20 protein-coding genes are annotated in these 24,020 nt (G+C 58.9%); 7 read left to right on the top strand and 13 right to left on the bottom strand.

All coding sequences use genetic code 11. From position 1 onward, the window contains the following. The first annotated feature begins 347 nt into the window (after positions 1 to 347). The 5 genes from H7H48_RS05350 (at position 348) to H7H48_RS05330 (ending at position 5,248) form a co-directional block, all read left to right on the top strand. On the top strand, positions 348 to 1,142 hold the full coding sequence (locus H7H48_RS05350; RefSeq protein WP_229447750.1) for an ABC transporter permease: 795 nt from the start codon (positions 348 to 350) through the stop codon (positions 1,140 to 1,142). Continuing rightward, complete coding sequence (locus H7H48_RS05345; RefSeq protein WP_229447749.1) at positions 1,139 to 1,864, top strand: ABC transporter ATP-binding protein; 726 nt, start codon at positions 1,139 to 1,141, stop codon at positions 1,862 to 1,864. The genes H7H48_RS05350 and H7H48_RS05345 overlap by 4 nt, the downstream gene beginning before the upstream one ends. Before the next feature lie 177 nt (positions 1,865 to 2,041). Then, the gene (gene glf / locus H7H48_RS05340) at positions 2,042 to 3,184 is read left to right on the top strand and encodes a UDP-galactopyranose mutase (protein WP_229447748.1); all 1,143 of its coding nucleotides are present in this window, start codon (positions 2,042 to 2,044) and stop codon (positions 3,182 to 3,184) included. Positions 3,185 to 3,237: 53 nt separating this feature from the next. Then, positions 3,238 to 4,266 (top strand): sulfotransferase, encoded by a 1,029-nt coding sequence (locus tag H7H48_RS05335; protein WP_229447747.1) that lies wholly within the window; start codon positions 3,238 to 3,240, stop codon positions 4,264 to 4,266. A gap of 25 nt (positions 4,267 to 4,291) precedes the next feature. Then, a complete protein-coding gene (locus H7H48_RS05330) occupies positions 4,292 to 5,248 on the top strand; it encodes a putative nucleotide-diphospho-sugar transferase (protein WP_229447746.1) in 957 nt (318 codons plus the stop codon). A 52-nt stretch (positions 5,249 to 5,300) separates the two neighbouring features. On the opposite strand, the gene H7H48_RS05325 is transcribed toward H7H48_RS05330, so the two are convergent. Then, on the bottom strand, positions 5,301 to 7,121 hold the full coding sequence (locus H7H48_RS05325) for a glycosyltransferase (RefSeq protein ID WP_229447745.1): 1,821 nt from the start codon (positions 7,119 to 7,121) through the stop codon (positions 5,301 to 5,303). A gap of 130 nt (positions 7,122 to 7,251) precedes the next feature. Here H7H48_RS05325 and H7H48_RS05320 point away from each other — a divergent pair, with 130 nt between their 5' ends. Next, a complete protein-coding gene (locus H7H48_RS05320) occupies positions 7,252 to 8,151 on the top strand; it encodes a glycosyltransferase family 2 protein (protein ID WP_229447744.1) in 900 nt (299 codons plus the stop codon). Then, positions 8,148 to 9,164 (top strand): glycosyltransferase, encoded by a 1,017-nt coding sequence (locus H7H48_RS05315; RefSeq protein ID WP_229447743.1) that lies wholly within the window; start codon positions 8,148 to 8,150, stop codon positions 9,162 to 9,164. Before H7H48_RS05320 ends, H7H48_RS05315 begins: the two co-directional genes overlap by 4 nt. A 91-nt stretch (positions 9,165 to 9,255) precedes the next feature. Here H7H48_RS05315 and H7H48_RS05310 read toward each other — a convergent pair whose 3' ends face one another. The 12 genes from H7H48_RS05310 to H7H48_RS05255 all read right to left on the bottom strand — a co-directional run bounded on the left by H7H48_RS05310 (position 9,256) and on the right by H7H48_RS05255 (position 23,969). Then, a complete protein-coding gene (locus H7H48_RS05310; protein WP_229447742.1) occupies positions 9,256 to 10,827 on the bottom strand; it encodes an ABC transporter substrate-binding protein in 1,572 nt (523 codons plus the stop codon). Between the two features lie 43 nt (positions 10,828 to 10,870). Beyond that, positions 10,871 to 11,956 carry a DUF917 domain-containing protein gene (locus H7H48_RS05305; protein WP_229447741.1) on the bottom strand — a complete coding sequence of 362 codons (1,086 nt, stop codon included), beginning with the start codon at positions 11,954 to 11,956 and terminating at the stop codon, positions 10,871 to 10,873. Continuing rightward, positions 11,953 to 13,071: a DUF917 domain-containing protein gene (locus H7H48_RS05300; RefSeq protein ID WP_229447740.1), complete on the bottom strand. Its 1,119-nt coding sequence runs from the start codon at positions 13,069 to 13,071 to the stop codon at positions 11,953 to 11,955. The genes H7H48_RS05305 and H7H48_RS05300 overlap by 4 nt, the downstream gene beginning before the upstream one ends. After that, positions 13,064 to 14,620, bottom strand: coding sequence for a hydantoinase/oxoprolinase family protein (locus H7H48_RS05295; RefSeq protein ID WP_229447739.1), 1,557 nt, complete (start codon positions 14,618 to 14,620; stop codon positions 13,064 to 13,066). Before H7H48_RS05295 ends, H7H48_RS05300 begins: the two co-directional genes overlap by 8 nt. A gap of 29 nt (positions 14,621 to 14,649) precedes the next feature. Further along, the gene (locus tag H7H48_RS05290; RefSeq protein ID WP_229447738.1) at positions 14,650 to 16,329 is read right to left on the bottom strand and encodes an ABC transporter ATP-binding protein; all 1,680 of its coding nucleotides are present in this window, start codon (positions 16,327 to 16,329) and stop codon (positions 14,650 to 14,652) included. A 2-nt stretch (positions 16,330 to 16,331) separates the two neighbouring features. Next, a complete protein-coding gene (locus tag H7H48_RS05285; RefSeq protein WP_229447737.1) occupies positions 16,332 to 17,207 on the bottom strand; it encodes an ABC transporter permease in 876 nt (291 codons plus the stop codon). Continuing rightward, a complete protein-coding gene (locus H7H48_RS05280) occupies positions 17,207 to 18,235 on the bottom strand; it encodes an ABC transporter permease (RefSeq protein WP_229447736.1) in 1,029 nt (342 codons plus the stop codon). The genes H7H48_RS05285 and H7H48_RS05280 overlap by 1 nt, the downstream gene beginning before the upstream one ends. Before the next feature lie 131 nt (positions 18,236 to 18,366). Further along, complete coding sequence (locus H7H48_RS05275; protein ID WP_229447735.1) at positions 18,367 to 20,268, bottom strand: LuxR C-terminal-related transcriptional regulator; 1,902 nt, start codon at positions 20,266 to 20,268, stop codon at positions 18,367 to 18,369. A gap of 171 nt (positions 20,269 to 20,439) precedes the next feature. Further along, the gene (locus H7H48_RS05270) at positions 20,440 to 21,225 is read right to left on the bottom strand and encodes an ABC transporter permease (protein WP_229447734.1); all 786 of its coding nucleotides are present in this window, start codon (positions 21,223 to 21,225) and stop codon (positions 20,440 to 20,442) included. Next, on the bottom strand, positions 21,225 to 22,019 hold the full coding sequence (locus H7H48_RS05265) for an ABC transporter ATP-binding protein (RefSeq protein WP_229447733.1): 795 nt from the start codon (positions 22,017 to 22,019) through the stop codon (positions 21,225 to 21,227). Before H7H48_RS05265 ends, H7H48_RS05270 begins: the two co-directional genes overlap by 1 nt. Then, complete coding sequence (locus H7H48_RS05260; RefSeq protein WP_229447732.1) at positions 22,016 to 22,996, bottom strand: ABC transporter substrate-binding protein; 981 nt, start codon at positions 22,994 to 22,996, stop codon at positions 22,016 to 22,018. The genes H7H48_RS05265 and H7H48_RS05260 overlap by 4 nt, the downstream gene beginning before the upstream one ends. Before the next feature lie 136 nt (positions 22,997 to 23,132). After that, on the bottom strand, positions 23,133 to 23,969 hold the full coding sequence (locus H7H48_RS05255) for an IclR family transcriptional regulator (RefSeq protein WP_229447731.1): 837 nt from the start codon (positions 23,967 to 23,969) through the stop codon (positions 23,133 to 23,135). Between the last annotated feature and the right edge of the window lie 51 nt (positions 23,970 to 24,020).

The raw sequence follows: 24,020 nt of genomic DNA, 5'->3' as shown, positions 1-24,020 counted from the left end.
ACCGGCGCGCTTCTGCGGGGATTGTTCTGCCGCAGACGTCCATAGGGGCTGGTCACCCTGGATCAGACGTTGTATGCGCTCGGCTCAACCAAAGCAGGGAACGCGGCTGGATTGCCAGTTGGACGTGTCAGCATGAACGCAGGTTTGCGGACAGACCAGAGCCGGGTGGTTCACTTTCACGGGTTTATTCCGTTTGACGCGAGGCAGGCGGTATTTCCGCCGCGGTCGCCCGATTGCGCGCGTCCCGCTTGGAAACCTGGATTGTGGAAGGGCATTGCGCCAGCCCGGCTATTTAGGGCTAACCGGCAATGCCGTTACTCCATGCTGTGTGAACGGGGTTGATGCGGATGACCTTGCAAGAGGTGTTCAAAGGGGCGCTCGCGGAGATCGCATCGGGTTTTCGGCGCTACCCGGTCTGGGTGGCTCTGGCCCGCGAGAGCATTGGCGACCAGCATCGCCGGACGACCCTGGGTCCGCTCTGGCTTGTGCTGAACTATTTTCTCTTCGCCGGTGCCTTTGTGGTCGTGTTCGGCCACCGCAACGAGATCGAGAATTTTCCGGCCTATGTGGCGACCGGGCTTTATGTCTGGCTGCTGATGTCCGAGACAATCAACATGGCCGTGCCGCTGTTTCGGCGGGAAGCCAACTACATCAAGGGGACGACGCTGCCGCTGTTCGTCTATGTGATGCGCCTTGCCATGCAGACGGTGATTCGGGGCGCCTATTCCGGCGCGGGCTGGATCGTTCTGATGCTGTTCCTTGTCCAGCCCTCCCTGGAGCAATGGCTGATGGCCTTTGCCGGGCTGGCCGTGATCGTTTTGGCACTGCCGGCCGTCATCACCATTTTTGCCCTGCTGGGCGCCTTTTTCCCGGATTTCGAGTTCATAACGGGCAATCTGGTGCGGGTCGGCATGTTCCTGACGCCGATCTTCTGGATCCACGGCAATGACGGCGGGCTGCGGCAGATGCTTTATGAGTACAATCCCTTCACGCATTTCCTCGCCATCGTCCGCCAACCCATCATCAGCGGGGAGCTGCCGGTGATGGAGCTTGTCCTGTGTCTGGGGATCTCGGCATTTGCCTGGGTCCTGGCATTCTTCCTGCTGGGGGCATTGCGCAAGAAAGTGGTGTTTGTCGTATGACGGTTTCGATCAAGGCCCAATCGGTCGGGCTGCGCTATCGTATCCTGCGCCCGCTCACCCTGCGGCCGAAGGACAAGAGGCTTCTGAAGACGGGCGGGACGATCTCCGGCTCCGGCCGCCGCCAGCATGTGCAGGCGCTGGAGGATGTGAGCTTCGAGCTTTCTGCCGGTGATCGGCTGGGGCTTGTGGGCGCCAACGGGGCCGGCAAGACGACCCTGCTGAAAATGCTCTACGGCATCATGGAGCCGACCTCGGGAAGCCTATCGATCTCGGGCCGTGTCGATGCGCTGTTCAACATCAATCTTGGTTTCAGGCCGGAAGCCACCGGCCGGCGCAACATCGAGCTGCGCGGGCTGATCAATGGCTGGACCCGGCAACAGATCGAGGAGGCCATGCCGGAGATTATCGAATTCTCCGAGCTTGGCGACTTTATCGACATGCCCTTCAAGTCCTACAGCCAGGGCATGGCCGCGCGGCTGGCCTTCTCCGTGGCGACGACGCTGACGCCGGAAATCCTGCTCATGGACGAGTGGATCGGCGCCGGCGATGCGGCCTTTCAGAAAAAGGCGGGCGAGCGGATGAACGCACTGACCGGGCAGGCGGGCATCGTGGTGCTGGCCAGCCACAACGACAAGCTGATCCGCCGGGTCTGCAACAAGGTTCTGGTGCTGGAAAAGGGGCGGGTAAAGAAATTCGCGCCGCTGGAGAAGAAACGCGCCTAGCGTGTAACGCGTCTGCCTGCAACGGCGCGTTGCCCAATGGATGGTCACGAACAATTTCCGTCTGTAACCCTTGAGATGCGCGACATGGCGCGATAGGAAAAGCACCGGCTTTACTGCCATGCCCGGCAATGATTCTTTGTGCCGGAAAGTCCGTTTCATCTATCAGGGGTAGCAAACGTGGATTTCAGTCAGTACGACCTGGTCATCGTCGGTGCGGGCTTTTTCGGAGCCACCATCGCGGAGCGGGCCGCAAACGAGCTCGGCCGTCGCGTTCTCGTCATCGACCGACGCGATCACATCGGCGGCAATGCCTACACGCACACCTGCCCGCGCACGGGCATCGAGATCCACAAATATGGCGCGCATCTGTTTCACACGCCCAACAAGGTTGTGTGGGATTATCTGAACCGCTTCACCGCGTTCACGGATTATCGCCACCGCGTTTTCACCTCCTACAAGGGGCAGGCCTATATGATGCCGATCAATCTCGGCACGATCTGCCAGTTTTTCGGCCGCCGGATGAGCCCGGACGAGGCGCGCGCGCTGATCGCCGAGCAGGCAGGCGAGCTGGCCGGCCACGATCCGCAGAATCTGGAGGAAAAGGCAATCTCGCTGATCGGCCGTCCGCTCTACGAGGCGTTCATCCGCGGCTACACGGCCAAGCAATGGCAGACAGACCCGCGCGAGCTGCCGGCGTCGATCATCACCCGGCTGCCGGTGCGCTATACGTTCGACAACCGCTATTTCAACGACACGTATGAAGGCCTGCCGGTGGACGGCTATACGGCGATCTTCGAACGCATGCTCGACCATGAACGGATCGAGGTGCGCACGGGCATCGATTATTTCGAGATCCGCGAGCAGATCCCGGCGGGCACGCCGGTTGTCTATACCGGCCCTATCGACCGCTATTTCGGCTACCGCGCGGGCGAGCTGAAATGGCGCACCATCGATTTTGAGGAAGAGGTGCTCGACGTGGGCGACTTCCAGGGCACATCGGTGATGAATTATGCCGATGAGGACATTCCCTATACGCGCATTCTGGAGTTCCGCCACTTCAACCCCGAGCGCAACTACCAGACGGAAAAGACGGTGATCACGCGGGAATATTCCCGCTTTGCCGAGCGCCGCGACGAGCCCTACTATCCGATCAACACGGCGCAGGACAAGGAGACCTACCGGGCCTATCGTGAATTGGCGGATGCGGAGGAGAATGTGATCTTCGGCGGCCGCCTCGGCACCTATCGCTATCTCGACATGCACCAGGCGATCGGGGCTGCGCTGAAGTGCTTCGAGAGTGAGGTAAAGAAGGCACTTTAAGTTGTCGGATGATTAAAATTAGGGGCGCACAAAGTTACTGCGTGCGAGATTCTATGAATATAAAACTTGCTGGAACCTACTCCGAAATACATGCAAATATAGAAAGAGGGAAATTAAGAAAACTACCAAATCTTTTCTATATTGGCCCATCGAGGTCAGGATCAACATCTTTTTTTGGTTATTGTGATAAATCGAAAGATATATTTACACCGGGTCTTAAGGAGACGAACTTTCTAACATGCTTTGATAGGCGATTTGTTGGACCTGGAGAGCAATCGATATTTCATAGCGGTATTAATTTCCCCGCTTTTTCCAGGGGGGAGAAACAGCACTGCTCTATTACATCTAGTATAAGTGATTATATCGCTCTCTATGATGACAGGAAGTCCGAGAAATGGGCGGTAGATATATCTCCGTCTTATAGCTTTTATTTTGATCTCTTTCTTAAGAATGTAGAGAATATTTGTGCAGATCCAGCTATCGTATTTTTACCTCGTGACCCAGTTTCCCGAGCTCTTTCAAATTATAAATCTGTTTTTGGAAGGAAAGGTCCCGAGACAATTTTGGAAACTTACTCGTATGAGATTAACAGGTTGAAACGAGGGTGGGAATTTTATTGGTCGATTTCTGGACAGGGGCAATATAGTGAAATAGTCCGTCATCTAAATTACGGTGGATATAACGCTTTTATTTCGACATATGAAAATATTTACCAGAATGACGGGCTTAAATTATTGTCTGATTTTCTAAGAATTGACGGCGTTGAGAAGGCTGATCATGCCAATCAAACAAAATCTGTTGGCTTTATCGAACTGGTAGACTTAGGTGATCTCATACTGGATGTGGGCGCTCCGACCCAAGCTTACCTAGATCAGATCAAGCATTCGGAAAGCGCAAGGAAAAGAGTGAGCATAGCCGAAGGTCAAGGTTGGTCGGCAAACCTCGAGCCTGCGACCATAAGAAACCTCGTGCGACCATATATTGCTGATATTATTCAGCTAACTCATATTGATCATCTGCGTGATCGGGTTGCAGATTGGGAAACCTACAAGAGCATAGTTAACGTCGGCTTGATGCGCTGATCTAGAAGTTGGGAAGGCTGGTTTTATGAGAGTTCCTGTAGTGTGTTTTGGTACAAGAAATTTTGCTCCGCTGCTCCACCGAATGGGAGCCACACTCGATGAGCGGTTTCTGATAGATTATACTGGCATAGATGCCATTATTGATGAGAACCCGGGTGGGGGTAAGAATATTTGGCTATCGAAAATAGACCTTCTTCTTTCATCGATAAAGAAATACGAAAAAGAGCCGTTCTTTTTTATGCTGGATATAGACATTCAGTTTTTCCCCGGACACTTCGAGGTCTTGGCTCAGAGTATGAGCGAGCATGATCTTGTTTTCCAGCAGGAGACGGACAAGGAGGGGGTAAATATCGGGGTTATAGGTCTTCGTCCGTCAAAGGCCGTGATCCAGTTCTGGGAAGAGGTTAGAAAGAGGGTTCTGGAAACCGGCGAGTGGGATCAGAAGGTTGTGAACGACCTTTTTGCAGAGTCAAAGGCTACCCGGTCAATTTTTTCCAAATTCCCGAGGATCGGTGTATTGCCGAGGTCTATCTGGAACTGGTCGTCTGGTAGGATTCCTGAACAGCTTTTTTGTCATCATGCGAACTGTACTTCCGCCCTAGATGAAAAGTGGAGGCAAATGGATGTAGTTGAACAGCTTTTGGGTTTTACGCGCCCCGTTGGACAACAATTCTCTCCTGTAGGAAACTGGACTAGCATAACCCTTAATGAAAGTTCTCTTCAGAAAGCATGGTTTGCTGCCGATGGTAGCTGTGCTCTTGGAGAAAATTCACCAGAAGCCTTTTGGAAGGTAGAAGGTAGTTCTCTTGTGCTTTTTGATAAAAACCGCCGGCGGACTGGTGTATTGACTAGGCACTATTATGATCCCCATCATAATGTCGTTCTGCTCTCCGGTTTTCATGCACGTTTCAACCACGGAGAGTTTTGGATGCGGCCGGCCTTATTTTGTATATACCGCGAGGTATTCAAAGAAAAAATTTGAATGTAAAGCGGAGAAATTACGTAGGTATTGCTGGTAATTGTATGGTTTTAAATCAAATCGACTCGCGGCTTGAATGAAAAGATTGATTTGAAGAGCGGGTGATTTCTTTTTTATATAGAGAAACTGAAGACCAGAACTCCTGAGACGTCAATTCACGGTGTCCTTGTGTATACGCTGCTCTAAGGCGACCCCAAATAAAAAAAGTATGTACGCTTAGAAGGGTAGCCTTGGCGACTTGTTTGATGCCTCTAAATTTTTGATGACTGACTGTATAATATTTCGTGTCATCTGACTTTATTATTCGAATTTTTTTCGCGCCCCAGATCAGCGACAGGTGATTTTTCTTCTCTGATGGAAGGGTCGTTTCTCGAGCAAATAAAGTGAAGCCTGGTATCAGATGCCCGTTCAAGGTGAATTTCATCAGGTGGGCTTGCCAAAGAGGGAGGGCAACAGCCGCATGTGGGAGAGGTTCATGGTCTGCGCATTCTCTCCAAAGCTCTTGATTGAGAAGAGACTTCAGCGACTCGCGCCGCCGCTCATGCGTCATGTTCTCTCGAAAGTACTCCGGCCCCTCCAGAACATCTCTCCAACCCTGGAGGACGGCATCAGCGGTCTCATAATGCATCTTCACGATGTTTCGCAAAACGAACCAAAGGGGGATCCTTATGGCATGTAAGGGAGACCGGCTGATCTTGTGAGAGGTGAGATGGTGGATCAGATGGCTGCGGAAATCCAGATAGACGGTTTGCGCGCCTTCCTTCTCGTCGAAATCATCCTGGAATGAGACAACGCCGTTGAGTGTCTGGATGGAGAATTCATTCGTCAAACAGAAATTGACGTCGTCACCCCGCACGAAAAACGGGAAAGGATAGTGCTGCACACTGGCAATGGGAAAGGCGAAAAACCACCAGCCGCCATAAAGGTTCGCAGGCTGGGAATTGAGCGATTCGCGCTCGATCTCAATGACAGAGCTAAACAGCCGGAGGTCAGCCCCCTTGAAGCGGGGCCGGCAAAGCCTGTCAAAAAGCGCTCCATTCTCCCACATTCGCCATTTGTAGTTGTTCGCAATCATCGCGCCGGCAATCGCAGTATTCTCCTTCCGCGCCAGTTGCAGGAACGAGTAGGTGCGGTGAAGGTTTTCCATATGGAACGAGGCGTCGTCGTCCATGAACAGGCAATGGGAGAAGCCCGAATCGCTTGCTTCCAGGAGCCCGCGCGCAAAGCCGCCTGATCCGCCGAAATTCGGGTTTTCGATATAGCGGATCTGGTTGTCGGTCTCGATCTTCGCCGATTTGCCATTGTCCACCACAAACACGCCGATATCTGCGCTGTAGGGATGGTTTGCCAGATAACGGCGCAGGCGTCGCGTGGTCTCCTCCACCTGAGCCTCGCGCTTGAAGGTCGTTATCGAGATCGCAAGCTTTATGTCGCGCAAGGGTTGTGTGTCTGTCGTAAAAGCTGCGCTCTCCAGCGTCCCTTCAGAGAGCGCTGTCAGCTCGAAATAAAGAACGCCGTTGCGCCATTGTTCATCGCTCCCGTCAAGTTCGACGGAGAGGGGAACTTCCGGCTCGAGCGAGACGACATCGTTGTACAAAACTTCCCATGAGCGATTCAGATAAGCGCAGCGTACCCGAAGCTGAAAACGGCCAGTGCCTGCAAGCCGAAGAAACAGTTTTCCCAACTTACACAGGCGTGACCACTTTCCGATGCTCAGGGCATTGAAGTAGGTGTCGAATGATAGTTTTCCTCCAGGAGAAAAGTGGAAATTTCTTTTCTCGAAACTTGCTGCGACCATGCCGCTGGTACGAAAATAGAGCTCGGTTTCAGTGCAGATTTCGTATTCCGGAAAAACCAGGTTCTGGAGGGTAATCATGAATCACTTACCTTGGGGGGAGGCACAATCATGAGGTGTATTGAACGATCCGGTCGCAAAATCCAACAGGTTTATGTATGAACCAACTCAAATTTTGTTTTATCCACGTTGGAAAGTGTCGAAAATTTTGATGGCTAATGAAAGCAGGGCCGGTTTGCGCATACGCGTTGCGGTCGTCTCCATGGATCCCGCGTTGCCGGAAGAAAGCGTGCTTGCGCGGCAGCAAGGACTATTGGCCGGAGATGTTGTCCGCGTGGTGACGGGGGAGGCGCAGCCGGAGACGGCCTTTGCCCTGAACTCCATCCCCACCCGCCTCAACATGGGCGGTGCCGGCGGGTTTTCCTATGCCATCCTCTCGGCGCTGGCCGGCGGGGCCGAGTGGGTCTGGATCATGGATGACGATGCCTTTCCGGTCGGTGAGGATTGCCTCAAAACGCTTCTGGAAGAGGCGAAGGCGCGGGGGCTGGAGGTTGTTTCGCCCATCATCGTCGCGCCCGAGGACCAGCAGCGCCTGTCCTTTCCCTTCCGCGTGCGCGGAAAGCTGACGCATGACCGCGCGGCGGTGGAGACGCTGGACTTCATCCCCTCCATGGCCCAGTTCTTCAATGGTGCGCTTGTGCACCGCGATGTCTTCTTCAAGGTCGGCCTGCCCAACATGCGGCTCTTCATCCGCGGCGATGAGGTGGATTTCATGGTGCGGCTCAGGCGCGCGGGCATCCGCTTCGGCACGGTCACCAATGCCGTGGTGGCCCACCCGCCGGGCTGGGGCGAGATCGTCCCGATCATTTCCGGCCGCGTCAATGTTCTCATTCCCGAAACCGAGTTCAAGCGCTATTACTTCTTCCGCAATCGCGGCTATCTGGCGCGCCGGCACAGGCGGCTGAAGAGCTTTGTGGGAGATCTGGTGCTCTATCCTTTTGTCTATATCGTCAAGCGGCGGTTCGACTGGGCGGGGCTCGCTTTCTGGTGGCGGGCCTTCCGCGACGGACTGGCCTATCGCTTCGACCGCGCGCCGCATCTGAACCCGTGACCGGCGTCGAGACGGGCAAAGGCAGGCGGATCGCCAGGGGCGTGGCGGTGGTGGTCGTCACCTATCGGCGGCCCGCCATGCTGGCGCAATTGCTGGAAAGCGTGGCGGGCTCGACCCTTTTGCCGGAGCGCCTCGTCATCATCGACAATGCCAGCGGCGACGAGACGCCCGCCGTGGTGGAGGCGGCGCGCGCTGCCCTTGGGCCGGTCGAGCTCGACTATCGCCTGCTTGAGCGCAATCTGGGCGGGGCAGGCGGCTTTCACGAAGGGGTTCGCCTGGCCCACGCGGCCGGCGCGGAATGGATGTGGCTGATGGACGACGATGTGGCGCTCGCCCCTTCCGGGCTCGAGACGCTGCTTGCCCATGCCGGCCGATATCGCTGCCTGATGGGAGAGCGGGAGAACAGCGACGGCAGGCCGTTCTTCTTCCAGAACGTCTTTTTTCCCGCCCTCGGCGTGGCGCTGCCGCGCCCCGGCAACCTCTTTCGACGCGCCGATGTGTGGCACACGAACCTCGCCACGTTCGAGGGCCTTTTCGTGCACCGCTCGGTGGTCGATGCGATCGGCTTTCCCGATCCGCGCTTCTTCATCACCTGGGACGATCTCGCCTATGGCTGGCTGGCCTCGCATGTGACCGATGTCGTGTGCGTGAAGGGGGTGGTGCTGCAGCGCCTGCGCCATCAGCGGCAGATCAGCCTGGGCGTGCGGCATCTGGCCGAGGCATCGGATCTCTCGCGCTTCTACATGATGCGCAATCGCGGGCTGCTCGTGCACTATCTGCGCGCAAAGGGCCGCTACAGGCCGATACCCTTCGCCTTCGGTACGGCGCTCGTCGCCCTCAAGGAAATCCTGCGGCTGGTGGCCGTGGAGCGCCGGTTGAAGGGGATGGGAAGCATCACGCGGGGCATGCGCGAGGCGCGGCGCATTGCGCGCGACGATGCGTGGTCGGGGCTGCCGGAAACGGCGGCAGGCGCTGCCCCTTCGCACACGCAAAAAGCCTCGGCCCGATCCTGACCGGCAAAAAAGCTGATGGCCAACGAAAACAGGCCCCGAGCGGTTTCGGGGCCTGCTGGCTTCGGTTGCGGTGGGATGAGCCGCTTATGGCTCAGCCCTCGCAGGACCACCACATGCGCGAGAAGTCATAGTCCCAGCTCTGCATGGGCACTTCCGCATAGCCCTGGAGGCAGGAATGGGCTGCCATGCGCTTCAACTGGGTGAGAAGAGGGATCTCGGCCATGTTCTCGTGCAGGCGCGCCTGGATGTCCTTGTAGATGGCATTGCGCGCCGCCTCATCCACCGTCGCACGGGACTTGTCGATCATCGCGTCGACCTCGGGGTCGTTCACCCACGACATCGAGGACCATGTGCCCGCCGCGCGCGAATGGTATTGCACGAAGAACACGGAATCGGGCGAAGGATAGGTCGGACCGTAGAACACCTGCGCCGTGTTCGGCGTTGTCTCCACCTTGGTGGCGAGCTCGGTGATGCGGTTCCACGGCTCCGGCTGCAGATCGACCTCGAAACCGATGGTCTCCAGCGTCGATTTGAAGAGAAGCCCGATCTCCTCCTCGAACGCCGTGTTGGCGACATAGGCATGGCCGAGCTTGATCGGCTTGTCGCCGGCATATTTTGATTTGGCGACTTCCTCGGCGGCCTTCTCGAGGCTGTATTCGGGGGAGGGGAGCTCGTCCAGATGCGCTTCGGAGAACAGCGAGGAAAGCACGCTCTTCATCTCGCCACCCGGATAGATGACCTCGCGGATGGTCGCATAATCCAGCGCATAGGCGATGGCGCGACGGATATGCACGTCATCGGTGGGTGGGAGCTGGTTGTTGACCTTGAGGTAGAAGCCCGTCGCGGTGCTGGCCTCGATCAGCTTGTAGGTGTCGAGCGCCTCGATGGCCTTGTAGGTCTCGCTGCTCTGATACTGGGAGGAGAGACCCAGCTCGCCACGCTGGGCGAGCGCGCGCACCGTGGCTTCGTCGCGCGTGACGACGAAACGAAGTTCGTCGATCGGACGATCCTTGGCCCAGCCGGCGTGGTAGCCCTCGTAGCGCTGCATGATCATCTCGGCGCCGCGGGTCCAGCCGCTGAGATTGTAGGGGCCGGCGCCCAGGCTGTTTTCGGCCAGGTAGTCCTCGCCCCACTCGCCGTCCTGTTCTTTGGCCACATCAGAATTGACCACGAGAACCAGCGGCGTGATGGAAATGAACGGCGCGTAGACGCGGTTGATCCGGATTTCAACCGTATGGTCATCGAGCGCCTTGACGTTCTCCGGATCGACGAGATCGGAGAAGAGATAGGCCGGACCCTCGTTCAGCGAAAGAAGGCGCTGCAGGGTATAGACAACGTCCTTGGCTTCCACCGGGCTGCCATCCTGAAAAGTCGCATCCTGCTTCAGCTTGAAGGTGTAGGTCTGGTTGTCGTCGGAGACCTCCCAGCTTTCCGCGAGCTGGGGCACCACCTCACCGCCACTGCTGACGGTTGTGAGACCGTCATAGAGGTTCACGGCAGCCATATACTCGGTGTAGTCGGTGATCTTGGCCGGGTCGACCGTACCGAAAATCTGCACGACGTTGACGACAAGCGAAAGCTTGTCCTGAGCCATAGCCGGCGCAGTCAACGCTGTGGTGGCAGCGAGAACCGCACCGGCCAGCGCATGTTTCAAAAGTCTCATTGTCCTGTTCCTCTTCTCTGGTTCCATCAATGTTGCGTCCTTCTCACCGGGACATCTGGTTCAGCGGCACGTAGTCATGCTCGTAGCCGAAGTATCGGGGCCCAACGAGTTCAAGCCCCTCGGGGGTCGACCATTGCGGGTCACAGGCAAGCCCGATCATATTGACCGCCAGCCCGTAGCGAAGTTGCTCTGTTGTGACGGGAAGGCCGCCATCGGCGTCGAGCGCGCAGATCAGATCGGGTGTGACAGCCAGCAGGCCATCATCGTCGCGGCAGACCAGGAACTCGTTCTGGAATTCGACTTCAAAGGACCGTCCCTCATCCTCGTCGATCCCTTTGAACAGAGCCTTGCCGCGGGCGAAGCCTCCGACGGTTCGCCGGTCGATATCGACGACGCGGCCTGTAAACAGGCGTTTGCCGTCCAGCCGCTTCAAAAGGGCGGCTGCAGGATTGCGGCTTGCCTTGCGCTCCGCCGCCATCGTCTCGCCGATCTCCTTGATCAGTGACATGGTGCCGTGGAGAATGCCGCGTTTCACCTCTGCTCCGCTCATGGGGTAGAGTGCGACAAGCGCCGCGCCGCCCATTTCCACCGTCTGGCAGCGTGCCAGCCTTTCGGTCCAGCGGTTGGAGATCGCATTGATCACCGAGCTGTTGCCCTTGTCATCGGCCAAAACCATCGGTGTTGCCGAGATGCCGTGGATCGTCAGCGTCACCATCTGCAACTCCGGGAATGCCCGGCCCATCCCGTCGCCATCGACCAGCGGCAACCCGGTGGCGGCTGCAACGGCATAGGGGATGGTGGAATTCAGGCCACCCGCCTCGATGCAGATGAGGGCATCGGCCTTGCGGCCCAGAAAGGTCTCGAGCTGGCTGAGGGCCTCGCGGGCTTCCTCGCCATTGGGCAGTTTCTCGACCATCACGGTCGGAGCTCCCATCATGCAGACGGGGATGCACAAGGCGTCGTCGGGAAGTTCGTCGGCGGAAATGACGGTGACCGGCCCGTGCGAGGCAATGACCTGCTTTGCCATCAACTTTCCAATATACGGATCGCCACCGCCGCCCGTGCCCAGAAATGCACCGCCGAGCGCGATGGCGTCCATGTCATCCGCGTTCACAGAAAAGGAGGTCATGCCGCACCTTTCTTGTCGTTCGTGTCCATCGGCTTGAAGGCGATGTCTCCGAAGCCGAACCCTTTCGGGCCCACCACATCAAGCGCTTCGGGGCTGCGCAGGAGCGGATGGCAGGGAAGGGCGAGCACGGCAACGCGCTGGCCGTATCGCAGCATTTCGGTGGAAATCGCCTCGCCGCTGTCGGCATCCAGGACGACAATCAGATCAGGGACGATGACCTCGATCTCGCCGTTGCGCGAGAAGATCAGGAACTCGTTCTGGATGTGAATGGAGGCCTGATCGCCATCATAGGTGTCAAAACCCTGGATGATTGCTTCGCCGCGGACGAAGCCTCCGGCCAGATGGCGTTTCAGATCGACAATCTTGCCCCGAAACACCACTTCGCCGTTTTCGCTCTCACAGATCGCTTCCACAGGGTCGCGGTGCTCGCGTCGGGCATCGAGAACGGCGTTCCCGAGCGAAATGGCTTTGCTGTAGGAATGGGGAATGGCGTAGCGCTTGATGAATTCTCCCGACATGGGAGCGCTTGCCAGCGTCGAGGCGCCGCCCTGTGAGACGACGCAGGCTCGCGCCATCCGCTCATGCCAGAGTTCTGAAATCGCATGGTCGAAAATCACCACGTTGCCGTGGGGATCGCACATGACGCTTGGCGTCGAGCGATGCCCGTAAATGGCATAGGTGGTCATCTGCATTTCAGGAAACGCGCGGCCCATGCCATCGCAGTCGACGACAGGCAGACCAGCCATCGCGGCTGCGATCAAGGGCTCCATTGAATTCTGACCACCAATCTCCTCACAGGCAATCGCGTCCACCTTTATGCCAAGACGCTCTTCCAGCGCCCTGACACAGCGCAGCCCTTCGCGTCCCTCCTTGATGCGTTCATGCGAAACGAGAGGAGCGCCAATGCCGCCCATCGCCACGATGCGTGCCTCGTCGGGAACGCTTTCCAGAGGGATGATCTCCATGACATGGCCATCACGCAAAGCCTGGCGCACCCGCAATTTGCCGATATACGGATTACCGCCGCCGCCCGTGCCGAGAATGCCCGAGCCGATTTCCAGCGCATCGACCATCGCCTCATCGAGGCGCCACCGGCCGTCCTGGCGATCAAGCATCGTGACCTCCCATCTCGCCCACGACCTTGACGTGAATGCGGGTCGCATTTCCCGGCAGATAGGCCAGTGGTACATCTTCGCGTTCGATGGTCTCGATCGTCTCAGCAACGGCACCGGAGCGGATGGCTTTTTCGCGCGCCTCGTCCTCGGCCTGCTTGAGGCAGATTTCGCGCGTCAGTCCTTTCTCCAGCGAGAAGATGCGGTCGACCTCTCCGCTGATCTGCGCGATCGCAGCGCCAACGGCATTGGCCACGGCGAAATTTTCAGGCCGCATGACCTTCAGATCGCCGATCTGCTCCGGCATCAAGATCGAGCCGCCGCCGACCGCAATGACAGGGACAGGGTCGGGAGAAAGGCGCGTGCGCTCGATGGCGCGCTCCAGCATGCTGGTCATCTCGGCGCGGGCTGCTTCCAACAGAGCCGGGTCGAGGTCGGCGACGCGGGCGCGGTCACCCACCTCCGCTTCGCCTCGGGCCACGGCGATGTCGGTCGTGGTGAGCGTGTCACCGCCAAAGACGCGTGCTTCCCGCGTGATGCGGTAGCCCACGGATTGCGGGCCAACGGTGACCTGGTCGCCCGATTGGCGCACAAGCGAGCCGCCGCCCAGCCCGATGGAGAAAACATCAGGCATGCGGAAGTTGGTTCGCACACCGCCGATGTCGACCACCGTGGCCGCCTGGCGCGGAAAGCCGTGCTGGAGCGACCCGATATCGGTGGTGGTGCCGCCGATGTCCACAACGATGCCGTCGCGCACACCCGTGAGGAAGGCGGCCCCGCGCATGGAATTGGTCGGGCCTGACGCGAAGGTCAGCACCGGGAAGCGCTTTACCGTCTCCGCCCCCATCAGTGTGCCATCGTTCTGGGTGATGAAGAACGGGCAGTGAAGGCCGGCCGATTTCAGGGCATCAGCGAAGGCTTCTACCGTGCGAGCGCTGAGCTGAAGCAGGCTCGCATTCATGACGGCAGCGCTTTCGCGCTCGAGGAGGCCGATGCGGCCGATCTCGCTGGAGAGGACCACCGGGATGTCAGGGCACTTTGTCAGGAGGCGCTTGCGGGCTTCCTCTTCCATCTGCGCATTGATGGGACCGAACACGGATGTGATTGCGACGGCTCCAATGCGCTTGGCGTTGATGTCGTCGGCAATCCGGTCGATTTCCTCAAGGTCGAGTGCGGCAAGCTCGCGGCCATCGAACTCGTAGCCGCCACGCACGAGATAGCCATGGCCCCCGACTGCTTCGCGCAGGTCGTCCGGCCAGTCGACCATCGGTGGCAGGCAAGCGGTTGCCGGCAGGCCAAGCCGGATCGCTGCCACCGGATTCACATGCCGGCGCTCGATCACCGCGTTGGTGAAGTGTGTTGTGCCGATCATGACGGTCGTGATCTTCGAACGGTCGATATCGGCCTTGGAAATTGCCGCTTCCATCGCTTCGCGCACGCCGGAGGTGACATCCTCGGTTGTCGAGGCCTTGACGCCGGAAAGCACATTGCGGCCCTGCATGATCACCGCATCGGTGTTCGTGCCGCCAACATCGATCCCTAGACGATACATTTTTCTGGTCCTGCCTTTCTGAAGGGTTCTCAGGCCGCCGTGTCGACGAGGTAGCGTCGCCGCTCCTCATCGCTCACGCGGGGTTTGTGGGCTTCTTCCTCGTCGCTGATCACCGGAACGGCGGCGATGAGCGCGCGGGTGTATGGGTGCTGTGGTGCCTGGAACAGTGTGCGCGGTTCACCGGCCTCGACTATCTCGCCGCGCAGCATGATCGCGATCTGGCTGCAGAAATTGCGCATCAATGACAGGTCGTGAGAGATGAAGAGATAGGTCAACCCAAGCTCTTCACGCAGCCGCGTCAAAAGCGCGATGACATTCTTCTGCACGGAGACGTCGAGCGCGGATGTCGGTTCATCAAGGACGATGATCTCCGGATCGGCGGCGAGGGCGCGGGCAATGGCAACACGCTGCTTCTGCCCGCCGGATAGCTCATGCGGGTATTTTCCGACATAGCTGGCCGGCAGGTCGACCTGTGCGAGAAGCTCGGTGATGCGTGCGTCCCGCGCCTTGCCGTTCAATCCGGCAAATGTGAGGGGAACCGCAAGCGTCTGTCCCACGGTGCGCTTCGGATTGAGAGAGGTGCCGGGGTTTTGATAAACGATCTGGATCTTTCGCCGGAAGGCATCGCTGCCGCGCTCGCTGGCGACTGGTTTTCCGTCGACGGTCACTATACCGCTGGAGGCATCGATCAGGCCCATGACCATGCGCGCGACGGTGGTTTTTCCCGAACCCGATTCGCCGGCAAGGCCGAAGACTTCTCCGCGCCGCACCGATAGCGACACGTCCGAAACGGCCACATGTCTGGTCCGCCGACCGATCAGGGGTTTCTGCTCGAAAACCTTTGTAACGTTCTGCATCTCCACGATGGGCGCAGCTGTGGCGGGCTTCTGGTCTTCCACCTTCTTCCCGTAAAGGGGCGGGATCGCATCGATCAGTTCACGGGTATAGTCCTGGCGCGGTGCGGAGAAGATTTCACCGAGACGCCCGTGCTCAACGATCTCGCCATAACGCATCACATAGACATCGTCCGCCATCTGCCGCACGACACCGAGATTGTGAGTAATCATCAGCAGGGAGAGGCCGTTTTCATCGACGAGACGGTTGATGAGTTTCATGATCTCATCCTGCGTCGTCACGTCGAGCGCGGTTCCCGGTTCATCGGCGATCAGGAGATCCGGCTGGTGCAGAAGGGAAAGCGCGATCAGAACGCGCTGACGCATGCCGCCGGAAAGCTGGGAAGGATAGGCGGAGACAATCCGCTCCAGATCATTCAGCTGAACGCGGCTCAGGACTTCGAAGATCCTCTTCTGACGCTCCGCCGCGCCCGTTCTGCGTCCGAGACGCCGGTCGGCATGATACAGGACGTCATCGAGGTGCCTGCCGATCTTGAAGACCGGATTGAACGAGGAAAGCGGGTCCTGCATGATCACGGAAAAGGCGGTGCCCTTGAGCGCGTCGCGCCGGGCTGTCGGCATGCTCAGAACATCCTCATCGCGATACTTGATCGATCCGCTTTCCACCCGTGCGTTGCGCGGCAGCGTTCCGAGAATAGCCTTGCTGGTAACCGATTTTCCGGACCCCGTTTCCCCGATCAGGGCGACACGGCCACCTTGCGGGATTGTCAAAGCAACATCCCGCAACACATGGTGCCGGCGTCCATAGGTCTGGAAGGCGACGTTAAGGCCGGAGACGTCGAGAAGTGCGGTCATCGTCAAACCTCCACGTCGAACATGTCGCGGAGCCCGTCGCCCAGCAGGTTGAAACCGAGGGTGGCGTAGAAGATGGCAAAGCCGGGTGCCAGAACGCCCCACCACATTTCCGGCAGGAACTGCCGACCGTCTGCCACCATGGAGCCAAGGTCCGGCGTCGGTGGCTTGACCCCGAGGCCCAGGAAGGAGAGCGTCGCACCGAACAGGATGACGAAGGCAGCATCCAGGGTGGTTTTGACCGAGATGACGGAGATGCAGTTCGGCAGGATCTCGCGGGTCAGAATATGCCAGTGGCTTGCGCCGGCAAGGCGCGCAGCCTCGACAAAATCTTCAGCCGCGATCGACTTGGAAACGCGATAGACAAGACGCGCATGCCAGGTCCACCAGAGAAGGGTGATGGCGATCATCGCGTTGACGAGATTGGGTTCGAGCACATTGCCGACCGCGAGCGCCATGACCAGCGGCGGGATGGCCAGCATGACATTGGTGAGACCGGTGATGAGGCGCTCTGTCCAGCCGCCGAAATAGCCTGCCGCCAGCCCCAGTGCTGCGCCAAGCGGAACCGCCACGGCGAGCACACCGACAACCAGAAGAAGGGAAACCCTGAACCCGAAAATGACGCGGGTGAGAATGTCACGCCCCACCTTGTCGGTGCCGAGCCAATAGGCAAGGTCAGGTGCGGCGTGCCGTGCCCGGAAATTGACCGCCGCACCCACATGTTCGGGATAGGGCACAATCAATGGAGCGAGGATCGCCAGCAGAATGACCGACAGCACCATGGCCGCGCCGATGATGGCGGTGGGATTGCGCGTAAAGCGGTACCACGCCATGTAGCGCGGCGTGAGAGCTTCGAGTTCAAGAGGCCTGCTGGAGGACATCAGCGCGCCTCCTTGAGACGAAGACGCGGATCAAGCATGAGCAGGATAATGTCGATAACGATATTGGCGACGATGAAGAACAGGCCTGACAAGAGGACAACGCCCATCACCGCATTGAGGTCCTTCTGGAGAATGGCGTTGAGGCCATAGGAAGCAAACCCACCCCAGGAGAAGACGAGTTCGACCACGAAAGCGTTTCCGATCAGCGAGGCGAACTCCAGTCCCATGATCGTCAGCGGTGCGATGGAAGACAGTTTCAGCAAATAGCGGAAGACAATGACGCGATCGGGCACGCCGAAGGACTGCAATGTCAGCACATGATCACGCCGCTGGTTCTCGATCATTGCGGACCGGGTTATGCGGGTGATCTGGCCGATACCCGACATGGCGAGCGCAAGCGCGGGAAACAGAATGCGCTGAAGCGCGTCCAGGAACACATCGAAGCGTCCGTGAACAAGGGAATCCACCAAGAGCAGCCCTGTGGGCCCCGTGGGTGCGGCCAGCGAATGGTCAATCCGGCCGATGATCGGCCAGTCCGTCAGAAAATATGCTGCAAAGAGCTGGAGAAGTATGGCGAAGAGGAAGCTCGGCATGGTGACGCCGACGATGGAAAACAGCCGTCCAGTATTGTCGATCCAGGTGTTGCGATAGCGTGCGGTGATGACGCCAAGCGGAATGGCCAGCAACGCCATCAGGATAACGGTGACCAGAACCAGTTCCAGGGTCGCCGGAAGCAGGCTGGCGATTTCGGTGCTGACGGCGCGGCCGGAGATAAGCGAGCGGCCGAGGTCCCCCTGCAGCGCGTTGGTAACATAGGTGACATATTGCTCGAACAGCGGACGATCGAGCCCCATTTCCATGCGCATTGCGTCAACCTGCTCCTGCGAGGCGCTTGGGCCGAGTGCGATGCGCGCAGGATCACCCGGTACCACGCGGGCGAGAATGAAGATCATCAGCGACAGAACGAACAGCACGCCGACGAAACCGGCAATGCGCTTGGCAAAGGTGTAGAGATAGTTCTCCTGCATGCAGCCTTGGTCCCCGAACCGCCGCACCTGGATCGGTGCGATCTTTGTTCTTGGTATCCTGCGGCTGGGAGGCGTTCCGTCGCAACGCCTCAAGAGTCTAGGTTTTGATCAATCTGGTATAGGTTTTTGCCTCAAAGCCATCCGAGGGACCGCGCTGCTGCGACCGCCTCTGCGCGACGCTGACAACCCATCTTTCGATAGATATTGGTGAGATGAAATTTGACGGTCACCTCCGCAAGCCGCAGCTGCCGCGCAACAAATTTGTTGGTGCCGCCTTCCGCCACAAGGCGCAAAACGCGCAGTTCCTGTGCGGTGAGCACCGTGGATTTCGTTTCGCGCCCGGGAGAAAACCCGTGGAGTTTGCGCAATGTCGCACGTCGCTCGGCGGTCGAGATCACCTGTGAGCCCACCCGCTTGTCATCCACGAGAGCATCCACCAGGCCTATGTCGCCGAGCAGGTGAGTGATGACGCCGATGCGGGCCAGTTCGTCCAGAAGCTCTGCAAACAGGTGGCGCGCCCGGGTCATGTCCCTGTGGACCCGCGCGAGGTAGGCGGCCCAAAGCCGCAACCGGCCCTTGTCTCTCTCGCCAATATGTTCATTTCGCAGCAGCGCTTCGATCTGGGCGCGCAGCAGAGGCCTTCGGGGAAGGTGTTGTATGAGATGACGAAGCCACGCCATCGCTAGTTCGATCTCGATGGGGTCGACCAGGCGCGAGAGTGCTTCTTCTGCCGTTTCCACCCATGTCAGGTTGATGCGCGACTGCACCGCCATGAGCCGGTCGGCGGCGGCCTGCCAGCGATTGGCGTTCTGCAAGAGCTCGACTTCGCGCATGGTGATCGCCGTGTTGAAGCGACGGGATCGCCATTCCTGCACGCGCCACTTGTCCAGAAAACTGATCGCCGCGCCAAGCCCCACCTGGCGGCTGACAACCTGAGAGCAATAGACAAGCGCAAGCTCGACCACGGCTGGCCAGATTTCTCCATAGGCGAATTTGTCGAATTCTTCGGCCACGAAGCGGACCAGATATTCGGCCTCCCCTTTTTCATAGGCGAGCACACCTTCCAGCAAGGACATAAGCCTACGATCGGCGGGGACGTCGAAGGGCACGCGCTCAAGGGCCTCCTGCGCTGCCTGCACACGGAGCTCGGCCTCTGAAAGCATGCCGCGTTGCAACGAAAAGACGACACAATGCAGTTCGATGTAAAAGACGAGCAGATGAGCCTGTGCCTGCTGATAGTGATAAAGCGCGCGCTTGGCGATCTCCTCAGCCTCGTTCAGTTCCCGCCGCTGCAGGCAGACCGCAAGCATTGCGTTGTAGAAACTGCCGCGATGCAGATGATCGTCGATCGGTAGCTCGGCCAGCATGTCGAAGAGCTTTTCGCGCAGCTGATTGGAGATGGGTTGATCTTCATAGATCGCCATCAGGAACCGGAATTGGCGTACAGCCAGCGGGTAGCGCCCGCGCGCGGAGATGACAGTTTCGAGACTGTGCATCTCGTTGCCGAAATGCTGGGCCATGAGATAGCGTGCATGGGTGACGTTGCCAGCCTTGAGCGCGTGCATGGCAAGCGCCATGGTCAATGTTTCTTCGGTGTCCACCATGGCCTTGGGAAATCGGTTCAGGACGTCGAGACAGGCGTCGTTTCCATGGAAGTGGATGAAGTAGATGCCACCATTTTCCTGAAACAGGGTCAGCGCACGCTGGTGGTCTCCATTCTCCTGAGCAGCAACGATCTGCGTTACGGGATCATCCGTGGACGATGTCCCGCACTCCTCCTGCGCCAGAGCGCTCGACAAGTGGTCAACCGCGCTTCGCCTTGCCACGAGTGTGTTTTCTTCCTGGTGGTAGTGGACTGTGCGGGGAAGCCGTCCGGCCAGTCTGCGGGCCGCGCCACGTTCATGGCTCCCGACCAGAAGAGTGCACAGTTCAGAGCCTTCACTGCTGCTATGCAGACGAAGCAGAAGCGCCCGCTCGTCCCGGGGAAGCAGGTCAACAAGATCGGCAAGAAGGTCGGGCAGCGGCGAACGCATGGGAAGCGGTATAGCGCTGCAAGGGGGATTTCACAAAGCCGTTATGGGCATAGGAAAAGTCCGCTGCCGGAGGTCTTGGTGAGGAACGGCTGGTCGCTGAACAAAGGGGGCAGCCGCAATCGTGAAAGGATCGAACGTCCACGATTGCGAGCATGAGGGAAACCGTTGCGGCTAGGCCTCCCGGCTTTTGCCTGCCACGGAAGCGTGCCATGGGGTCAGCCAGCCACGCAGTTGCGCGATCAGCGTGTAGAGCGTCAGCCCGATCAGCGTCAGGAGCACGATGACGGCGAAGAGGCCGGGGACCTGAAGCTCCTGAAGCATGGCGACGGCGAGATAGCCGAGACCCTCATTGCCGCCGATGAACTCGCCGACAATGGCGCCGATCATGGACATCACCACTGCCACCTCCATGCCGGCCAGAACCACGGGCAGGGCGGTTGGAAGGTCGAGCATGGTGAAGCGCTGGACCGGATTTGCCTGCAGCATGACGAACACGTCGCGGTCACCCGGTTCAACGGAGCGGAAGGCGACAAGTGCGTTGGAGAACACCGGGAAAAAGGAAAGTGCCGCGGCGATGACGATTTTCGATTCCAGTCCGAAGCCGAACCACAGGATGAAAAGCGGTGCGAGTGCGATCTTGGGAATTAGCTGCAGGCACACGATGAAGGGTTTGAAGGCCCATTCGAGCATCTGCACACGCGCCATCGCCATACCGAGCGTGATGCCCAAAAAGACGGCGATCAGAAAGCCTGAAACCGCTTCGATGACAGTAACCATCGCATGACGCCAGACCGCGGCATCGCTCACGAGCTCGATAAAGGCGAGAACGATCTGAAAGGGCGTCGGCAGAATGAAGGCCGACACCTCGGCGGTGCGGACATAAACCGTCCATGCGATCAGAAAGAGTGCTACCGTCGCAACAGGAAGTGCGACGCGGATCAAACGGTCGGTGCCCATCAGTGGTCTCCTGTCAGACTGGCGCGAAGGCGCAGGAGCATGTCCTGGAATTCGGCGTTGCGTTGCAGATCGAGCGTCCGCGGACGCTCGAACGGCATCTCGACAACTTCGGTAATGCGCGCCGGACGGGCGGCAAGCACCACGACGCGGTCGGAAAGAAAAGCCGCTTCGGTGATGGAGTGCGTAACGAGAATTGTCGTGACATTTGCCTTCGCGCAGACCGACATCAGCTCCATATTGAGCGTGTCGCGCGTCATGGCATCCAGCGCGCCGAAGGGCTCATCGAGCAACAGAACCTGAGGCTCGGTGATAAGGGCGCGGGCAAGCGAGGCGCGCTGACGCATGCCGCCGGAGAGCGCGGAAGGGCGCACATTCTCAAAGCCCTTGAGGCCCACGGTCTCGCAAAGAACGTGGGCGCGCTCCTCCCGCTCTGCCTTGCTGACGCCGCGCAGCCGCAGCGGCAGGGCAACATTTTCCGCGACCGTGAACCACGGAAAAAGCCGCGCCTCCTGAAACATCATTGAGATGGGGCGAGTGGCTGCCGCAGAGCGTTTGCCGTTTTCCCAGACGGAGCGGTTTCGGACGATGATCTCGCCTTCGCTCGGCCGCTCCAGGCCGGCGATGATGCGCAGAAGCGTGGTCTTGCCGCAGCCCGACGGTCCGAGCAGGGAGATAAAGTCCCCCCGCTGCATGTCGAGCGTTGCATCGCCGATGGCGCGGACAGCGTTTTCGCCCTGTCCAAAGGTCTTGCCGACACCCAGGATGCGGATGTCGGCGGCATTTTCGATGGTCATGCTTTGAGGGCCTGATCCAGGAGGTCGTTGGTATAAAGCTCCGTGGCCGGGACCTTCTTGTCGATCAGCTTGGCATCGGCCAGCAGTCCGACGGCCTTTTCCCAGACCTCCGGGACATTGCGCAGAATGTTGTCATTGCCCTTGGAAGCCCAGTTCTCCGCATTGGTACGCAGATCCTTCTGGGCTGTCTCGAGATTGTTCAGGCCGGTGACCTCGTGCTTTTCGCCGATGGTCTTGAGAATGGGCTGGAGGTCCTCGGTCGTGGCAATCTCGCTGGCCGCCCTGTGGGTGGCACGCAGGAAGGCCACGAACTTTTCCGGGTTTTCCGCGATCTGGTCGGGACGCGCCACATAGACCTGGCCGGGCATGCCATCGTCGATCGGCATGACATTCACATCATCCCGCGCCGAACTGGCGATGATCATCGACGAAGTGTTGCCGAGGAAGGCACCGGCGCGACCGGCCTCGATCAGGGCAAAGGAGGCAGCCGAATCCGCCACCTTGACCTTCTCCACCGTGTCGGGGGAGATCCCTGCACCGGACATCATCAGATCGAGCGTACCCTCCATGGAGCCGCCCAGCGACGCCATGCCGACCGTCCGGCCTTCCAGATCCGCGATTTCATTCACCGGATTGTCCTTTGAGGACAGAACGAAGAAGGGCGAGCGCTGCGCGATGGTGGCGATGGAGATCAGCGGCGCATCGTTGTTGACGCGCGACACAATGTAGTTGGTGCCACCGGTTCGACCCGAATCCATCTGTCCGGCAATGGTCATCTGCGCGGCAAGAGCCGCACCCTTGCCAGCCTGAAGGTTCATGGAAAGCCCTTCTTCGGCATAATAGCCTGCAGCATCCGCGTAGATGACCGGCGCAAAGGCAAGCGAGAGCGAGAAGGGGGTAATGAAATTGAATGTTTCTTCGGCGTGACCCTTGATGGGGAAAGAGAGCATGGCTGCGCTGCCCATTGCCCCCAACATCAGGTTTCTTCTTGAAATATTCATGCTAAGCGCGCCTCTGTTCAAATTTGAACTCATTGTTCAATGAAATCTAAGCGCAAATCGGCGGTTCTGGCAAGAGTGGCTTGGCTAGCCGGGTAACAAACATTTGCCGGGATCACCCGTTCGAGATCCGGGAAGAGGGTTTCGGCAGCCCTCCCAAAAGGCGTGTTATTGCATCTGCAGTACGTTCGACCTCCTGTCGGACCGTTTCATCGATGCTGTCCACCCGGTCGGCCGATGCTGCCTGTGTGGCGTTGATGGCGGCAACGACATTCCCTTCAATGTCGCGCACGGGCGCGGCGATGCTGACGATCCCGGTCTCGAAACTGCCGACCTGGACAATCGATCGCGCGTGCCGGTCACGCTTCCATTGCGCGGCCACCTCGCTCAGGCTGCGCGGCGTCTGGCCTGGCGCATTCTGGTAGGTCTCGTCGCGAAAGAGCCGGATCAGCTCTTCCTCGCTGAGATCGGCGAGCAGGACGCGGCCCATTGTGGTGCCGGCGGCAGGCAGGCGGCTGCCGACATGAACAATGCTGGCGAGACCCATATGGCTGGGAACGCGCAGCATGTAGAGCACAAACCGGCCGTCACGCACGCCCAGATGGGCCGACCAGTCGGTTGCGTCGCGGAGTTTCTCAAGCTCGGGCAGGGCGACTTCCACCAGCTCGCGTGTTGCCAGATAGCCGTAGCCCAGCCGGAGAACGGCGGGCCCAAGCGTGTAGCGCGCGGTTTGCGGGTTGTGCAGGAGGTATCCCTGATGTGCCAGTGTGTAGACAGTCCGGAACGCCGCCGAGCGGGTGGTGCCGAGCTGGCGGGCGATGTCCGAAAGCGTCATCTCGCGGTTGTCGGGCGTGAAAGCCTGCAGGACCTGCAGGCCGCGGATGAGGCCGGGGACAATGTATTTGTCGTCGGAGAGAACGGTGTCTCGGGAGGGTGTTGGTGTTTTATCCATAAAACGCTGTCTAGCAGGTAAAACGAGCTTGTCCTAGCCTTCGGTTAACTC

Origin of the sequence: Nitratireductor sp. B36 (assembly GCF_020833685.1) — a bacterium.
Taxonomy (GTDB): Bacteria; Pseudomonadota; Alphaproteobacteria; order Rhizobiales; family Rhizobiaceae; genus Nitratireductor.
Note: the sequence above shows the minus strand (reverse complement) of the source record. Positions and strands in the feature narration are given on the sequence as shown.

Excerpts from the sequence above, each read along its gene's own strand:
- H7H48_RS05350 (WP_229447750.1), top strand. The coding sequence starts at position 348 with ATGACCTTGCAAGAGGTGTTCAAAGGGGCGCTCGCGGAGATCGCATCG.
- H7H48_RS05345 (WP_229447749.1), top strand. The coding sequence starts at position 1,139 with ATGACGGTTTCGATCAAGGCCCAATCGGTCGGGCTGCGCTATCGTATC.
- H7H48_RS05335 (WP_229447747.1), top strand. The coding sequence starts at position 3,238 with ATGAATATAAAACTTGCTGGAACCTACTCCGAAATACATGCAAATATA.
- H7H48_RS05330 (WP_229447746.1), top strand. The coding sequence starts at position 4,292 with ATGAGAGTTCCTGTAGTGTGTTTTGGTACAAGAAATTTTGCTCCGCTG.
- H7H48_RS05325 (WP_229447745.1), bottom strand. The coding sequence starts at position 7,121 with ATGATTACCCTCCAGAACCTGGTTTTTCCGGAATACGAAATCTGCACT.
- H7H48_RS05320 (WP_229447744.1), top strand. The coding sequence starts at position 7,252 with ATGGCTAATGAAAGCAGGGCCGGTTTGCGCATACGCGTTGCGGTCGTC.
- H7H48_RS05310 (WP_229447742.1), bottom strand. The coding sequence starts at position 10,827 with ATGAGACTTTTGAAACATGCGCTGGCCGGTGCGGTTCTCGCTGCCACC.
- H7H48_RS05305 (WP_229447741.1), bottom strand. The coding sequence starts at position 11,956 with ATGACCTCCTTTTCTGTGAACGCGGATGACATGGACGCCATCGCGCTC.
- H7H48_RS05300 (WP_229447740.1), bottom strand. The coding sequence starts at position 13,071 with ATGCTTGATCGCCAGGACGGCCGGTGGCGCCTCGATGAGGCGATGGTC.
- H7H48_RS05295 (WP_229447739.1), bottom strand. The coding sequence starts at position 14,620 with ATGTATCGTCTAGGGATCGATGTTGGCGGCACGAACACCGATGCGGTG.
- H7H48_RS05290 (WP_229447738.1), bottom strand. The coding sequence starts at position 16,329 with ATGACCGCACTTCTCGACGTCTCCGGCCTTAACGTCGCCTTCCAGACC.
- H7H48_RS05285 (WP_229447737.1), bottom strand. The coding sequence starts at position 17,207 with ATGTCCTCCAGCAGGCCTCTTGAACTCGAAGCTCTCACGCCGCGCTAC.
- H7H48_RS05280 (WP_229447736.1), bottom strand. The coding sequence starts at position 18,235 with ATGCAGGAGAACTATCTCTACACCTTTGCCAAGCGCATTGCCGGTTTC.
- H7H48_RS05275 (WP_229447735.1), bottom strand. The coding sequence starts at position 20,268 with ATGCGTTCGCCGCTGCCCGACCTTCTTGCCGATCTTGTTGACCTGCTT.
- H7H48_RS05270 (WP_229447734.1), bottom strand. The coding sequence starts at position 21,225 with ATGGGCACCGACCGTTTGATCCGCGTCGCACTTCCTGTTGCGACGGTA.
- H7H48_RS05265 (WP_229447733.1), bottom strand. The coding sequence starts at position 22,019 with ATGACCATCGAAAATGCCGCCGACATCCGCATCCTGGGTGTCGGCAAG.
- H7H48_RS05260 (WP_229447732.1), bottom strand. The coding sequence starts at position 22,996 with ATGTTGGGGGCAATGGGCAGCGCAGCCATGCTCTCTTTCCCCATCAAG.
- H7H48_RS05255 (WP_229447731.1), bottom strand. The coding sequence starts at position 23,969 with ATGGATAAAACACCAACACCCTCCCGAGACACCGTTCTCTCCGACGAC.